15 protein-coding genes are annotated in these 16,545 nt (G+C 34.7%); 3 read left to right on the top strand and 12 right to left on the bottom strand.

The window, feature by feature from the left end; genetic code table 11:
- The first annotated feature begins 117 nt into the window (after positions 1–117).
- The gene (locus MT489_RS01105) at positions 118–1,305 is read left to right on the top strand and encodes an ROK family transcriptional regulator (protein ID WP_244679665.1); all 1,188 of its coding nucleotides are present in this window, start codon (positions 118–120) and stop codon (positions 1,303–1,305) included.
- Between the two features lie 27 nt (positions 1,306–1,332).
- Here the strand turns inward: MT489_RS01105 and MT489_RS01100 are convergent, their stop codons facing one another.
- The 7 genes from MT489_RS01100 to MT489_RS01075 all read right to left on the bottom strand — a co-directional run bounded on the left by MT489_RS01100 (position 1,333) and on the right by MT489_RS01075 (position 7,376).
- Positions 1,333–2,022 (bottom strand): SDR family oxidoreductase, encoded by a 690-nt coding sequence (locus MT489_RS01100; RefSeq protein ID WP_244679664.1) that lies wholly within the window; start codon positions 2,020–2,022, stop codon positions 1,333–1,335.
- Positions 2,023–2,040: 18 nt separating this feature from the next.
- Positions 2,041–2,688 (bottom strand): hypothetical protein, encoded by a 648-nt coding sequence (locus MT489_RS01095; RefSeq protein ID WP_244679663.1) that lies wholly within the window; start codon positions 2,686–2,688, stop codon positions 2,041–2,043.
- A 155-nt stretch (positions 2,689–2,843) separates the two neighbouring features.
- Positions 2,844–3,566, bottom strand: a complete 723-nt coding sequence (locus tag MT489_RS01090; protein WP_244679662.1) for an amino acid ABC transporter ATP-binding protein — start codon at positions 3,564–3,566, stop codon at positions 2,844–2,846.
- Entirely contained in the window at positions 3,563–4,222 is a 660-nt protein-coding gene (locus MT489_RS01085) for an amino acid ABC transporter permease (RefSeq protein ID WP_244679661.1), read from the bottom strand. The genes MT489_RS01090 and MT489_RS01085 overlap by 4 nt, the downstream gene beginning before the upstream one ends.
- 153 nt (positions 4,223–4,375) lie before the next feature.
- The gene (locus MT489_RS01080; protein ID WP_244679660.1) at positions 4,376–5,233 is read right to left on the bottom strand and encodes a basic amino acid ABC transporter substrate-binding protein; all 858 of its coding nucleotides are present in this window, start codon (positions 5,231–5,233) and stop codon (positions 4,376–4,378) included.
- 633 nt (positions 5,234–5,866) lie between these two features.
- Positions 5,867–6,355 (bottom strand): CBO0543 family protein, encoded by a 489-nt coding sequence (locus MT489_RS22390; protein ID WP_370876365.1) that lies wholly within the window; start codon positions 6,353–6,355, stop codon positions 5,867–5,869.
- A complete protein-coding gene (locus tag MT489_RS01075; RefSeq protein ID WP_244679659.1) occupies positions 6,258–7,376 on the bottom strand; it encodes a DUF2515 family protein in 1,119 nt (372 codons plus the stop codon). The genes MT489_RS22390 and MT489_RS01075 overlap by 98 nt, the downstream gene beginning before the upstream one ends.
- Positions 7,377–7,479: 103 nt before the next feature.
- Here MT489_RS01075 and shc point away from each other — a divergent pair, with 103 nt between their 5' ends.
- A complete protein-coding gene (gene shc / locus MT489_RS01070; protein ID WP_244679658.1) occupies positions 7,480–9,354 on the top strand; it encodes a squalene--hopene cyclase in 1,875 nt (624 codons plus the stop codon).
- Between the two features lie 178 nt (positions 9,355–9,532).
- Here the strand turns inward: shc and MT489_RS01065 are convergent, their stop codons facing one another.
- The 4 genes from MT489_RS01065 to MT489_RS01055 form a co-directional block, all read right to left on the bottom strand.
- Positions 9,533–11,452, bottom strand: coding sequence for an alpha-galactosidase (locus MT489_RS01065; protein ID WP_244679657.1), 1,920 nt, complete (start codon positions 11,450–11,452; stop codon positions 9,533–9,535).
- 42 nt (positions 11,453–11,494) lie between these two features.
- Complete coding sequence (locus MT489_RS22070) at positions 11,495–11,626, bottom strand: hypothetical protein (protein WP_280518458.1); 132 nt, start codon at positions 11,624–11,626, stop codon at positions 11,495–11,497.
- A 603-nt stretch (positions 11,627–12,229) separates the two neighbouring features.
- A complete protein-coding gene (locus MT489_RS01060; RefSeq protein ID WP_244679656.1) occupies positions 12,230–12,988 on the bottom strand; it encodes a (S)-benzoin forming benzil reductase in 759 nt (252 codons plus the stop codon).
- A gap of 19 nt (positions 12,989–13,007) precedes the next feature.
- A complete protein-coding gene (locus tag MT489_RS01055) occupies positions 13,008–14,312 on the bottom strand; it encodes a uracil/xanthine transporter (protein WP_244679655.1) in 1,305 nt (434 codons plus the stop codon).
- 328 nt (positions 14,313–14,640) lie between these two features.
- On the opposite strand from MT489_RS01055, the gene MT489_RS01050 reads away from it, so the two are divergent.
- Positions 14,641–14,883: a hypothetical protein gene (locus tag MT489_RS01050; protein WP_244679654.1), complete on the top strand. Its 243-nt coding sequence runs from the start codon at positions 14,641–14,643 to the stop codon at positions 14,881–14,883.
- A 138-nt stretch (positions 14,884–15,021) separates the two neighbouring features.
- On the opposite strand, the gene MT489_RS01045 is transcribed toward MT489_RS01050, so the two are convergent.
- Entirely contained in the window at positions 15,022–16,392 is a 1,371-nt protein-coding gene (locus tag MT489_RS01045; protein ID WP_244679653.1) for a TrkH family potassium uptake protein, read from the bottom strand.
- Between the last annotated feature and the right edge of the window lie 153 nt (positions 16,393–16,545).

The following is a 16,545-nucleotide window of genomic DNA, read 5'->3' as shown; positions in this document are numbered from 1 at the left end:
TTTTTCCACCACTTCTTGCCAATAGTATACATCTTCTTTTTCCCTTTGTCTATTCATTAAACAAAGTTTTTATGATAATATATATTTTAGTTTTAATGTTACTTAAGGAGAACTTTTATGAATCCGACTTGGAATCAACAATTAATAAAAAAAGAAAATAAAACAATAGTGCTTCAGTTAATTATGCAAAATGCTCCCATTTCCCGTGCTGACATTGCCCTTAAGTCTGGCTTAAATAAAGGCACTGTATCAACTCTTGTAGCAGAGTTGATAGAAGAACAATTAATCATTGAAACAGGGCCTGGGGTCTCTAGCGGAGGAAGAAGACCCGTTATGCTAGTGTTTAACGAAAACGCAGGAAGTACCATAGGCATTGACCTTGGAGTGAATTATATTTTAGGGATTTTAACTGACCTTCAAGGTAATATTATCGAAAAAAAGAGGCATTCTTTCAACCCAACTTCATTTGAGCACACAATGAAGCAAATACATGAGGATGTTCAAGAATTAATATCTAAAGCTCCAAAAACACCGTATGGAATAGTAGGTATTGGGGTAGGCGCTCCTGGTATTGTCGACAATAACAGTTCTGTAGTTCTAGCACCCAATTTAGGATGGAAAAACTCGTTCCTAAAGGAAGGAATCGAAGAAGCATTTCAAATACCTGTCATCATAGAAAATGAAGCAAATGCAGGTGCTTACGGTGAAAAAATGTTTGGACTTGGTAAAAGCATAGATAATCTCGTCTATATAAGTACTGGGATAGGTATTGGTACAGGAATTATCATGAATGAGAAGCTGTATAGAGGATCATCCGGTTTTTCTGGTGAATTTGGCCATATGACGATTAATATGAACGGAGAAACATGCCGCTGTGGTAATAAGGGTTGCTGGGAGCTATACGCTTCTGAACAATACGTTATTCAAAAAGCGTTAAAGCTTCAATTGGTTTCAGACGAAAATGCTAATATTGATCAAATCATAGAACTTGCAGAACATGAAAATGATACAGCGATTGAACTTTTAAAAGAAACTGCCATACACCTTGGTATGGGAATTGTAAATATTGTTCATGCTCTTAATCCACAAAAAATCATTGTAGGCAATCGTTTAGCAGGAGCTAAACCATGGATGGAACAAATAGTCCAAAAATATGTAAAAAATAGAGCAATGACCTCACATCAAAATGAAGTTAAAGTCCAATTTTCTGATCCTTCTTTTCCAGCAACAGCTTTAGGAGTGGCAGCTTTTTCAGTCGAACATTTTCTTAAGAGATCATTAGAAAAAATCTATCCTACTTCATGAATAGTAGGATAGATTTTTTCATTTATCTTATATTTTCATAGACTCTCCATCATGCTTAATAAAAAACAAATCTTCGTCTATTATTTTTTTCTTCTCTACAATATCGATTAGATTATTTGCTGTATCATCTGGAGAACCTGGTGCTCTCTCTCCACCCATATCCGTTTTGATCCAGCCTGGATGGATTGCATAAACATTTATATTTTTGTTGGATACATAATGCTTAATCTGTTTTGTAAACATGTTAAGAGCTGTTTTGGAAATAGCATACGGATAGTCTCCCCCATACGCTGTCGTAATACTTCCTGCGTCGGATGAAATGTTGATGATTGTTTGGTCTGTGCCCTTAAAAAGCAAAGGTAAAAAATGTTTGACAACACGCATCGGGCCATATAGATTTACATTCATGGTCCGTTCTAACAAAGAAAAATCCAAGTCTTCAATCTTCGCATCACGTTCGTACAAAGCACCTGCATTATTAATAATAACATCAATGGATTCCCATTTTTCACTTGCTTTCGCAGCAGCCACTGCTACTGATTTTTCATCAGTAACGTCAAGTTCCAGAGGATGTACTTGATTAGGATATTGCTCTATAAGATCCTTTAGTTGATCCTCATTCCGTGCACATGCCAAAACAGTATGCCCTCTTAGAACAGCTGCCTTGGAAAGTGCATATCCAAGCCCCCTGTTTGCCCCAGTCACTAAAATCTTCATCTTAAGTATCCGCCCTCTCTAGATATTTTTATGTAAATATTGAAGAAAACGAGTAATATATTTAGTATTCTTTGCGTTAGCTGGTACACAAATTATTTTGTCTTCGTCCTTAACCATGCCTTTAAATAAGTTTAGTGTAGAAATATCAATTCCCGTAATATCTTCACTATTTTCCTTAGAAAAATGTAGATGATCACTCGGAATCGGCCAATCATTTATTCCACTTGTTTTTTGAAAAGACATCAATTGATTTTGATCATTCATATTATCAAAAAATTCTTTGTCAACAATAAAGAAATCTATATAACCTGCGGAAAGTTCTGCAGCCATTTTTTGCATGTCTGCCCCCATCTTCATATCTAATTGATCACTTGAAGAATTGATTGTTTGGATTACAATATTTGATTTGTCACGTTCCTCTTCAGTCAAGAATTCTTCATACAACTTATTCTTTAATTGATCAATATACTCGGGATCATACAATCCAGTCATTACGACTACATTTAACACCACTTCTTTTTTATTCACAATGCTATTGACCATGGAGAAAATTAAAACAACGAGTATGATCCCACCGATAATAAAAAATTTATAATACTCCCAAATATATTTTACTTTTTCGGAAGTAGTCATTCCCGCAAGTATTTCTTTCAGAGGCTTTTTCACATTTATCACTTCTTTCTTTCCTGATGTAATATAGAAATTATGCGTTTCTTCTTTCAAATTAAAATGTATTCTATGTCCATTTCGACATTTTAAACAATAATCCTGCTAAAAGTTTATGACAAAAAGACGCCTATAATAAAGGCGCCTTCAAATTGTCACAGAACTTTACTTAAAAAAGATTTTGTCCGTTCGTGTTGTGGATTGGAGAATAGCTCATTTGGAACATTTTCTTCCACAATATATCCATTATCCATGAATATGACACGATCTCCTACTTCACGAGCAAAGCCCATTTCATGAGTAACGACAACCATAGTCATTCCCTCTCTTGCTAGCTGCTTCATAACTTCTAATACTTCCCCTACCATCTCAGGATCCAGTGCAGAAGTTGGTTCATCAAACAACATAATTTTAGGCTCCATTGCTAGGGCTCTAGCGATCGCCACACGTTGTTTCTGTCCACCAGAAAGTGAATCGGGATAGGCATCCGCTTTATCGGATAAGCCTACTTTCGCTAAAAGTTCTTTTGCTTTTTTTTCCGCTTCTTCTTTTGATACCCCTTTTACATTAATTGGAGCAAGAGTAATGTTTTGAAGGATTGTTTTATGAGGAAATAAGTTAAAATGTTGGAATACCATACCAACATTCTTTCTAATTTCATTGATATCTGTCTTTTTATCGGTTAAGTCTTTTCCTGTTACAACAACTTGTCCACCAGAAACAGACTCGAGCAAATTTAAGCAACGGATAAGGGTAGATTTCCCAGATCCTGAAGGACCAATAACAACGAGTACTTCTTGCGGTTTAACTTCAAGCGAAATATCTTTCAAAACTTCATTATTTCCAAAAGATTTCTTTAAATGTTTAACGGAGATCATTCGGTCTTCAGTCTCCTTTCAATTTTATCCATTAGATAAGTAAGTGATAATGTGAGGACTAAGTAAATAAGTGAAACAAAAATATAAGGCTCCCACACCCTCATATATTGTGAGCCAGCCACTCGTCCCCAATACATTAATTCAGGTGCCGCAATAATTGCTGCAAGTGAAGTTTCTTTTAATAATGTAATAAATTCATTGCCAAGCGGTGGAATCATTCGTTTAATTGCCTGCGGTAAAATGACGTGCCTCATTGCTTGAGTATGAGTCATCCCAAGAGAACGAGCCGCTTCCGTTTGCCCTCTGTCAATTGACTGAATACCAGCGCGAAATATTTCAGAAATATACGCTGCTGAATTTAATGCCAAAGCGATAATGGCTGAAACAATTGGGTTAGCCGGGGACATAAATAGCGGCACAATGGCAAAATGCATTAAAAGTATTTGAACGAGGAATGGTGTCCCTCTAAAAAAGTTTATATACCATACGAAAGGGATACGAATAAATGATTTGTTGGACATTTTCCCTAAACCGATACCCAACCCTAAAATAAGTCCTAATGAAATTCCGGCAATTGTAAATCCAAGAGTAAGTAATGTACCTTTTATAAATAATGGCAAATAATCAATAATGATATCAAACCGAATATTACCCATAACTGTTGTTCCTCCCTTCTGCTAATATTTCCAATTAACATATTTTATTAGCTTCATATCTTCTCATTAAAAGGGGCTGTCAACTTGGCAAAGAGCCTGGACAGCCACTAATTACATAATAAAATTTATTATCTGTTTAATCAATTGCTACTATTATTTTTCTTCTCTTAAAGAATCGATATATGTTTTTGCATCTTTTAAAGAATCAAGTTTCGGTTCTTCATCAAACCACTTCTTGTAAATTTCCGTGTACTTTCCATTTTCAATCAATGTGCTTAATGCTTTATCGAAATCTTCTTTATAAGGACTTCCTTTTTGGAAAGCAATTCCGTAATATTCCGGTTTGAAGCGTTCTTTATCTTCCACCGATTTGATGTTGCTATCTGGATTTTGTTTAATATACTCTTCAGCAACAGGCTTATCTGTTACCGCAGCGTCAACACTTCCACTAAGCAACGCTTGGAACATTAAACCAGATGATTCGTATTTGGAAATGTTTTTGGAGTTTTGACCTACTACAGATTCAGCTGCTTCAGCACCAGTTGTTCCGTTCTGAACACCAACTTTAAGATTTTTTAAATCTTCAGCATTTTTAATTTCTACATTATCTTTAAATAAAATTAAAAAGCCTTCGGATTCATAGTACGGATCCGAAAAATCATATGATTTTAAGCGATCTTTTTTAATCGTGATGCCAGACATGCCGATGTCTAAATCCTTGCTATCTAGACCTGCAAGCATTGAGTCCCAACCTGTATTTTTCATATCGATTTTATAACCTGCTTCTTCACCAAGAGCATTCAATAACTCGACATCAAATCCTGTAAGTTCACCTTTATCAACGAATTCAAAAGGAGGGAATGTTGCTTCTGTTCCTACATGTAATACTTTTTTCTCATTTCCGTTACTACCATTTTTATTATTATCTTTTTGCGCTGTGCCACAGGCAGCTAATAATAATGCAGAACTGGCAACAAGAGCAAATAATGATTTTTTGAATGAGACTTTCATTCTGCCAACCCCTTGTAATGTATTCAATATAAGTATAATAGCTTGTATTGAATCATTTTACAACCTCTTTTTATATTTTTATTTATATTTCTTGTATATTTATTCATAGTTATATTTTACTATTATATAATTTTACTATTAAGTAGGAGATTATTATTTCGCTTAGATATGCTATTCACCTTTTTATTTGTGAGTATCTTTCGATTCGAATCATATTATGGCTTCTGAATCATTCTGCATTTTCAAAACGATGGGCAGCTGCTAATCCTTTAAATACTTTCCAACCAATTCCATATATTGCGGGGTTGACTGTGCTTATTCTTACTTATCGGAGAGCATCCCACTCGAATTACTTCTTCAGCTATGTATGGATTAGCAAATCGGACGATTGTTTTTTAAAATGAAGCATACATTTTATTCTTTATTTTTCTTAAGTTGAATTCACTCGTTTAGAAACATTACAAGTATTAAATAAATTAACAATCTCACTAATAACTTCGATAAAGCATGTTTTAAAATACAATTCATATTACAAGCTGCCGATAAAATCTACTGCCTTCATTTATACTCACTTCAAGAAAAAACTATTTACTATTAATATAAAAATAATATTATTTCATTTCGTATTAGCAATTAATTCCGAAGAGTTTTTTCACTTAGCCAGAAGAATATTTTCGAAACGAATACGAGATAGAGGAAGTATCCTATAACTGAATAATAGTGGCTCCATTTTTCACTATGGATAAATAGCCCCCATGCCTCCGAAATAATTTCACCCAGAGGAGCTAGAAAGCTTATAATTAATATAACAATCCATCTTTCTAGTCTATTCATTTTCTTCATAAGGACTAAATATAAAAATGTTATAAATGGGAGAACACATAATGTAAAAGCGATATTAATTGAGAAGAGGTGAGGAAATGGACGAAAAGGAAATTCGTAAAAGCCATATTTCACAAAAAATAAATCTAAACCACTTCCAAATAGTGCCGCAAAAACTATTATTACGATATACGCAAAATGTCTATTTAAAAATAATGTTTTTTGCCATAGTGGCGAGTTCGAGTTTCTCCAATGCTTCACAGTAGTCACCTTCAATATCACTGTTAATTTCCTGGTCATCATCTTGTAAATATCGTATTACTTCCCAATGCGTATACCAATCTACAAGCTCAGCCTCAGGGTGCTTTACATTTTTCCAAGCATTTCTAAGAATTGGGCTATAAAGTTTCGGCTGGCCATTTTTTACACTACACTCTTTTAGACGACGAGAATATTTTCCCGGCACACCTTCATTAATATCATTAAAAATGTTTTTCCAATAATCTTTGCGCGAACCTGTATGAGGATTAGAGATAGCCCAATGAAAAAATTTATCGTATTGTTCATTATCATGAAAAAGGATTCGATACAATCTTTTTCCAAGCATGATTCGTTCATGCAATGAATCAAATTGATGGAGTGTTTGCCCTAAAAGCGTTATTTTATTCTCATTAAAAAAAGGAAATAAAATATGATTAACCGATAAAAAATCCTGTAAAACAAATTGAAAAGAATTCAATACTTTATCTTTATATTTTGGATTATGGATGATCCGGTGTTCTAAATAGCTTTGTTCATTAATAACTTGAGCAATGGCCAGAACATAGCGATCTCGGAACTGCCAATAATACTCCCATATGACTTGCATAAATACTGACACATTCAAATATGGAAGCAGATAAAATAAATTTTTATTTCTTCGTTCGCTCTCTGAATACAACAAAAATTGTGGAAAAGCGTCTTGGAAAATCAGCCAGTTTCCACGCTCTAAAAAAGAAAAAAATATATTTTTTGTTTCGTCATTCATTAGTTTGGAAACAATATCCCCCTTTAAATCAGTCATATTCCAACCACCATTTCTTGAAACCATATGTCCTAGGAATGCCCAATGAATATCAGGATGTCCGCAAAAAAAATCAAGATATGCTTTTGTCCTCGTCACATTATTTAAATTCCACCGTGCAGTCTGTGATCGAATATTTTGAAGGATTCGCTTTTCTTCCAACGTCAAAAACATTTCGTTTACAGGAATCTTCTCTTGCTTTTTTAGTAATTCCGACTTAATATATACTAATTTTTCTTGGAGTTTTTTCTTTTCCATTAATTTTTTATTAAAAAAGATGATAGATCACCCCCATAGAGAATCCTTTATTTTATTGCGGAATATGTATATGGATATACACCTATAAGGGAGAGTTGTTATCTTGGAAAAGCATCATGTAAAAGAACATATAAAAAGTTTGATCCATACACTACAAAATAACCAATTAGATGATGGTTCTTGGGGTTACCCATTTGATACTGGCATATCGACTGACGCTTACATGATTATATTATTAAGAACATTAGGAATAAATGATGAAGAGTTAATAATTGAATTAACGGAGAGGATTTTAAGCAAGCAAGAAAAAAACGGGTCATGGAAGTTATTTTACGATGAAGATGTAGGGAATGTGACTCCAACAGTGGAATCCTATTATGCTCTTCTTTATTCAGGCTATTATACAAAAAAAGATGAGCAGCTTCGTAAAGCTAGAGAATATATTCTTGCTCATGGCGGCATTGAAAAAGTGCATATGTTTACAAAATTTATGCTTGCATTAACCGGACAAACTCCGCAAACCAACCTCCCGATACCAGTTGAATTCATTCTTTTACCAACCTCCTTTCCAATTAATTTTTTTGATATCACTTCGTTTGGAAGGGCGAATTTAGCACCGTTAATGATTTTGGGGGCTAATAAGTTTAGTAAAAAAACAAAAAGAAGCCCTGATTTATCTGATTTATATACCTCAAGATCTGATGATTTTTTCAATTGGACGGAAACTCGTGAATCCAGAAGTATAATATCATCCATTGAGCAAGGGATTAAGAGCATTATCGGCTTGCCACAGCATATACACTCACTCGCCATTCAACGGGCAAAGCAATATATGCTTGATCGTATAGAACCAGATGGGACTCTATCTAATTATTTCAGTGCTACATTTTTAATGATATTTGCTTTATTGTCTCTAGGGCATTCACGCAAAGATCCTATCATCGTGAAGGCAGTCAAAGGATTGAAAGCAATGAAGTGGAAAATTAACGGCCATGAGCATATACAATATACAACCGCTAATGTATGGAATACTTCCTTAATAAGCTTTACACTTCAAAAGGCCGGGGTTTCAGCAAGAGATCCAGTGATTACAAAAGCAAATGAATATTTACTTAGCAGACAACAAAATAAGTATGGAGATTGGGCAATTCGGAATCCTGGGATTCCACCCGGAGGATGGGGTTTTTCTGATATGAATACAATGGACCCAGACGTTGATGATACAACAGCATCATTAAGAGCCATTTCTTCACTTGTTCAACAAGATAAACAATATCAACAATCGTGGGATAAAGGTGTATATTGGGTAACCTCTATGCAAAATTCAGATGGTGGCTGGCCAGCATTTGAAAGAAACGTAGATAAGAAAATCTTAAATTTGCTACCAATTGAAGGAGCAAGATTTTTACTAACAGACCCGAGTAGCGCTGATTTAACAGGCAGAACCCTTGAATTTCTTGGTTTCTATACAAACCTGTCCAAAAATACAAATATGATAGAAAAAGGAAAAGAATGGTTAATGAACCATCAAGAAAAAGATGGCTCTTGGTACGGTCGTTGGGGAATTTGTTATATTTACGGGACTTGGGCAGCGATTACAGGACTTATGGCTTCTGGGGGGGATCCGACAGACGCTAAAATTCAAAAAGCTATAAAGTGGTTGAGGGACATCCAAAATAAAGATGGTGGCTGGGGAGAATCGTGCAAAAGTGATAAAAACCGTGAGTACACACCTTTAGGTGCTAGCAATATAACCCAAACCGCATGGGCTGTTGATGCCTTAATTGCAGCTCATGATAAACCAACTCCAGAAATACAAGCAGGAATTGCTTATTTAATAGAAGCTATTTATAAGGACGACTGGACCAGCGATTACCCTGTCGGCCAAGGGATGGGCGGAGCATTTTACATTCATTATCATGGCTATCGATATATTTTTCCGTTATTGGCTTTGGCTAATTATGATAGTAAGTATTGATGTTTATTGATTTTAAAATTTTTAGATGATGAAAGTTTCATTGTTACCTGCATTTCGATTCATTTTTAATCGCTGAAGGACACAGTAAACGATCCATTGTGAAATTCAATATCCGTTAATTATTTTTAAAAGCAAAACCAGCAAGTGAAGATAAACTTATTCCTACTTGCTGGTTTTATTATTCGACCGAATCTATCAATATTACGTGAGATTCCCACTTTTCATCTGCCTCGATCGTAATCCCGTTAGTCATTAAAGCTTCACCGGAAAATTGCTCTATTCTATTGCCATCAGCGTTTTTTAAACAATATTGAACTTCTTTATCAAGCCCAAATAGCTTAAAGGTTCGCTTTTTATTTTCATCATCCATACAAAAAATGAAAACAATGCTTTTTCCTTCTTTTGGCATTACATATTGGTAGGCATTCCATAAATCTCCATCTACTCCATTATTCAAAGCTTGTCCTGTTAATCTAAATAAGTCAGCATTTGAAATAAATGGAAAAACGACTGCCTTGTAAAATTTAATTGCCTTCTTTAGCTTTTTGATTACTTCTATTTTATATGTAGATAAAGGATGAGAAAATCCAAAACGATGAACCATTCCTAATCGCAAATGAAAATTTAATTGTTTTTCCGTACATAATTCCAAGTCAAGAGGTGGAAATGGGTAAGTTCCTTCACTGTTTTTCCTAGTTTTTGACCACATCCAGTGTAAAATATGAGACGGTGGCAATAAAATCGATGAACCCCAAAACAATTGAAACTTATGCATAGAATAATCTGGATCACTTAAAAAATTTAAATGAGTTTGTTTCATTATACCTAAATCTGTCCGTAAACCACCTGATGGGCAGTTTTCAAGAATGATGTTTGGATGCTTTTCACGAATTCTGCTCAGGACTTGATAATATCCATTATAATGTTCTAGTAATCCGTCACCACAATCATATCCATGATCACAACGATTACACCCAGCGCCAGGATTTAAGTTAAAATCCAATTTGATCCAATCACAACCATAATTTGTGATGATCTCGTCGAGCATAGTGAACGCCCAATTCTGCGCATCTGGATTACCGAAGCAAATATATCCTAAATCCTCGTCGTCCCGTTTTGCAGGAAACAATGGATGTGCCTCTCTAATTTTGGCCAATCTCCCTAACCCTTCGATTTCACACCAAAATCCAAATTTCATTCCATTATTATGAACATAATCGGCTAGATGTTTGATCCCCGAAGGAAATCTTGCCGTATTGACTAATTCCCAATCCCCACGCCAATCGTACCAATGACTATCCTGATCACTTGGACCGAACCACCCAGCATCTAATGTACATACGTCAACACCTATGTCCTTACCTACATCAACATTGGCTTTAAATACATCCTCATTAATATCGACGTCCTCATACGACCACCAATGATTCCATTCTACAAGAGGCTCTTTTAATGAGTCATTTTTAGGGTAAATGAACTTTTTTCCAAAACGAGATATTTCGTTTGATAATATATTCATATCTTTTGAAGCAGTTTTAGCAATTATTATATGAATACTCTCCATTTTCTCTTGAACCCCTAGTGTCTTTGTAAACTCCCAATTAGAGATACCTCCGCTAATAGTTACAGTATCTTCTTCAGGTTCAAATCGCAATATCCAGTTCCCAGACCACGCTACCGTATATAAAGATAATTCTTTCTCATCTTCTACCAAGACATAAGGGTGAATAGCTTCGGAAGAACGACCAGCTCTTGATTCTAAAATGAGTGTTTCTGTTAATTCGGCGCTAAATGGCTGATACTCATTTCCCCATCCACTTTTAAAATACTTAATGTTTTTAGAGCTAAGTGAGACTTTATCGTTAATTGTATCTATTCTTTCAATAGTCAAGTTCTTTTTAGAAGTATTTTCAATTACTAACCAACGTTCTTCTACAATATTGAAAGATTTTATATGATAATTAACGTTGAATTCCGTTCCAATAAAAATCATTACTTCTTCGCGGCTTCCATTTCCATGTTCAACAACTTTACTAGAAGTGATTGTAAAATCTTCTGCTGTAAGCCATTTACTGTTACATAAAATACCGAATGTCATGTTATCATCGTATTTGTTATATTGATAGAATGCCCTATAAAATTATATGACCAAAGCTTTCATAAATTCTACAGTGTAGTCAATTCCTCTTTCTCCAAGTTCTCCTTCCCAATTATGGGAGTGAGGTTCAATGCTAAGCACGCCATCGTAACCTTTGGCATAAAGAATAGCCATAAAAGTTTTCCAATCCGTTGATCTAAGCCAGCTGGCGGATCATCAAATCTTACCATCAATGATGACAGACCTTTTTATATGAACATGGTAAAAACGCTCTCCCCAATCCCTCGTCTCTTTTTAATAATCACTTATTGATCTAATTTCAAGGATTATAGCCTAAGCGATGCCTCTTCGAACAATAGAATTCAAACACATGAGACAGAAACTCGCAAACGAATACAACAAAAAATTATATGATGTTCTAAAAATTATAATTCAATATTAAAAATAGGCAACTCCCCCAAAAGGAAATTGCCTTACAGCTTGATTCTAGCATAATGCATGCACGCAAAAAACTTCCACCAGAAGAACAGAAAGAATGGAAAGAACCCATTACTGCTGGGTCCCTCCACCTGCACCGCCTACAAATGTAGTACCCTCGATTATAAGTTAAATGAACACCACTACGATTAATGTCAAATACATCTTTACCTTCTCGTTTTTCCACCTTGAGTTTCCTTTCACTTTCGACACATGCACCCTACAAAATATGTAATTAGATAATCGTGATTGTGCATATATCTAATAAAAGACAAAAATATAAATAGTTACATCCAATTTTTATATATGAAAATCTCTTATATCTATAACAGCCTCAAGGTCGTCAAAGGTCTCACTTTGAATGATTTGGATAAGCTTTTTTGCTGTCTGTTCAGGTAAACTAAGCTTACCTTGCTCTTTATATTCAACAAACCGATCGAGTAATTCAAAATCTTCCCTATCACTTTCACGGATTCTTTCTTGCATACCTGTATCAATAATTCCTGGAGCAACTGAAATAACTTTCACGCCATTTGGGACATGTTTTTGTTCCTCGGATACAACTCTCGTATAATGGTCAAGCCCTGCTTTACCAGCACAATAACTGCTCCAGCCTGAATATGGATGTCGACCGGCTCCAGATGAAATATTAATGACTTTTTTGGGAACATTTTGTGATTCAAGTTGCTTGATAAATGTCGATGTCAGTACCATCGGAGCTGTTAGATTCACGGCTATACTTTTAATGATTGCCTTATGGTCGTTATTTTCTGCTCGTCCTATCGGGTCAATGACCCCTGCATTATTAATCAAAGTAACGGATTGTGGATTTTCCGGCATAAAACTAAGCATTTCTTTCATTAATGCATGCAAGCCACTACTCTCAGCTAAATCATATTCTAGGAATATCAATTTACCTTTCTTTTCTTCTGTACATTTTAATAATTCCTCATTTTTCGTTCTAGCTACACAAACAATGATATTATTTTCCTGCAACAATTCCTTACTAATTGCTAAACCTATACCTTTAGAAGCACCTGTAACAAAATATACATGCATATGTACGACCTCCTATTATCTATTCCGCCGATTTATTCTCTAATCCTAATGTATCCCAATTCACTACTGCTTCCAGAAAAATAGATATTAATACTCCCATTATAAAACCATTGCTGATAAGGGGCTGAATCACAGCTGGAAAATTACTGAATAGTTCGGTTCCCACTGTCATTAAACAAACTCCAACGAGAACTGGCGCAGCAATTCGATGAATAGTAATAGAATTAAATGAATATCCCCCTAAACTTTTTAAAGAAGTTCCGAACAACTGAAGATATGCTACAAAAAGGACAGCATTTCCGACATTAATTGGCAATGTGGCAAGTAGTAATGAAAAATAAGGAATAATTCCAAGTAAAGAAATGAGTGCACCACCAATAATAAAAGGTTTTTTCTTATAAATCTGTGTACTTTCCAAAAATCCGATTGATGAGGCAAATGGTGCGTACGATACGAGTCCAAACAAAGAAGCTGCAAATGTATATATACCCGTTAATATATACGAATTACGATATTGACTCATCTCCGCTTTTTCATTCATTAGTTTAGATGCAGCTTGGATTGATGTAATAGTATTAATCAAATTAATAAGACACCCTAAAAATGTAATCGCAATAATTCCAACTTCTAAATTTGGCTTCCCAAGAGGAAATAAGTTAAATAGACCGACAGACCCTGAACTTAACTGTTGTTCAGTCGGAAAAAATAAACTGTACAGAATCCAACCACCAATCATACCAATTAAAATGGAAAAATTCCCGATAATCTTATTTCCCTTTACCTTTATAACCCCTACAATAATTGCAATACAAAATGAAAATAAAGTTATTGGCAAATTCAACGTCCCATCATGATTCACCTTTAACATACCTTTGAAAAATACGAATACAAGTTGAAAGGTAAGGAGGAATAAATAAACACTCAACACCATTGGACTGAATATCTTTTGTATAAATGGAATTAGATTAAAAGCAACAATAAGAAGGGTTACCGCACCAGCAAGCAACATCCCAGTAGCAATGCCTCCCCCAACTTCCGTTATACTTAATCCAAGAACTGGAGCAGATAAACTAAGATTCAAAAGCATTCCCCAAATAACCCCTGATGGCCCTTCCATCAAAGGATATCTATGTCCCCATAGTCCCTGTAACATACATGCTATACCTGTCACAATTAACGATGTTCTTAAAATAGAAGCGATGTCCGCCGACGATAGTTCGAAGGCAAAACCTATAGATACAGGTACGACAACGATATTGGCAAAGATAAAAAATAACCATTGTAAGGAAGCAAACATTGTTGTTAATGAAGATAATTTACGCATTAGTTCCCCTCTTTCCTCATGCTTAAAACACTGTTGTAAGATTGCAATACTCATTTTATCATTTATTGATGTTCGACTAAAATGTATGAACTGGGTTAGCAAAAATTATCTTTTATAAAAAGATGCTAATCTGCATTTCATTAAATTCCTAAAATTATTATCGTGACAATATTGAGTTGATGTATCTTTTCCTTATCAAAATAAAGCACTTAAAAAAATACGATTGAATTACATTTAAAATAGGACAAGAATTAGTTACTTGCCCTTTCAAGCTATTCATACCTTTCATACCCTATAGTAGGTCTCTTAAGAGAGGAGGGTTTCCATAATGGAAAACCATCATAAAAAGCGCCATCATTTTGAAGGTCAAATGATACGCTTTCGATCTGAAAACGGAGATTGGAGAATAGGGAAAGTTGTTAAAGTTAGAGATGACGGCCTAGAAATATCCGAGCTCGATTCAAATTCCTATGGTGGATATGGATTTGGATTTTTCGGTGGCCCATTTTTCAGGCCTCCAATCTTTGTACCTTTTGTTGGTTTTGGTTTCTTTGAGTTCTTTTTTTTGTAATAATTCAAGGCAGCACTTTTCATGCTGCCTTATTCTTTAATAATGAAGAATGAGAAGAAAAAGTGGATAATATTTCATTTTCATTATTACTCCATTGTTTCCCTATAGAATTTATTAAAAACCATTTTTCACAATCATTTATCCTAGCATAATTCTTTCTTCAGGATATTTATAAGGTTGCGTATTATTAGCTTTAGCTAGAGCAAAAGCTATTGTAAGAGGCCCAACTCTACCCATAAACATTAATATCGATATAACCACTTTACCAACATCACTTAATTCTGGTGTCAATCCTAACGAAATTCCTACAGTCCCAAAAGCGGAAACAACTTCAAACAGCAAGACATTCATTGGTGCCTTTTCCGTTAAGGTTAATATAAACAATATCAACAGAACAATTAATACAGAATAGATTGTAATCGTAAATGCTCTGTATATTAATTCTTTAGGAATACGTCGTTCCATAATATTCACTTCTGAATGTCCCCTAATATGGTTCCAAACAGCAAGAAGGATAAGCGCAAATGTAGTTACTTTTATACCGCCTGCTGTTCCACCTGAGCCGCCACCAATGAACATAAGGATAATCGTAATGAATTGAGAGCTTAATGTTAGTTCAGACATGTTCACTGCATTAAAACCAGCTGTCCTTGGAACTACTGCTTGAAAATAAGAAGATAGAATTTTATCTTTTAAAGAAAAATCACCTATTGTCCCGGAGTTATAATATTCCAAAGCAAATATAAACAAAGTACCCAGAACGTTAAGAATGAGTGTTGTTAAAAGAACAATTTTTGAATGTAATGAGAGTTTTTTAATTGATTTCTTCTTCACGACATCCAAAAAAACCGTATAGCCTATTCCTCCAATTATCAACAACGAACTAAGCGTCAATATAATAGTGAAATCTCCAGCATATTTAGTGACGCTTTGAAAATGTCCCATCAGGTCAAACCCAGCATTATTAAAAGCGGAAATTGAATGAAATACTCCGTAGTAAATCGACCTAGGAAATCCATATTCATCCGCCCAGCGAATTGCGAGTATAATGGCTCCTATTCCTTCAATAATAATAGTGAAACGAAAAACAAATTTTACGACTTTAATAATTCCTCCGATTGAAAGGAGATTCCACGATTCTTGAATTAAAAGCCTTCGTTTTAACCCTATATTTTTCCCAAGAAACAACGCGATAAGAATCCCAAAACTCATAAATCCAAGACCACCGATTTGAATTAAACTCATTAATACGATTTGCCCAAATAAAGTAAAAGTAGTTTCAGTATCAACTACTATCAAGCCCGTCACACAAATCGCTGATGTGGCCTCAAATAAAGCATCAATAAATTCAAGATGGTGACGATCTTTTGTTGCAAATGGGAGCATTAGAAGAAACGTACCAATTAAGATAAGTACTAAGAATCCTAAAGCTAATGTTTGTGCAGGGTTAATCCTTTTCCATTTAAAAGCTTGGTAAAGTTCTTTAGCACGTTTCAAACTTACTAGCATCTTTATGCCCCCTAAGAAGAATTGATAGTTGATAAAAATTTCCGCCACTATTACTTTTTAATACATCTTCTAGTTGATTTGCAATATTCGATTCACAGCATCTTTATAATCGTGTTACCAAGAAGTGTATTCTCACTTTTTTTTAGATAACAA

Origin of the sequence: Lederbergia wuyishanensis (assembly GCF_022900255.1) — a bacterium.
Classification (GTDB): domain Bacteria; phylum Bacillota; class Bacilli; order Bacillales; family Bacillaceae_C; genus Lederbergia; species Lederbergia wuyishanensis.
Note: the sequence above shows the minus strand (reverse complement) of the source record. Positions and strands in the feature narration are given on the sequence as shown.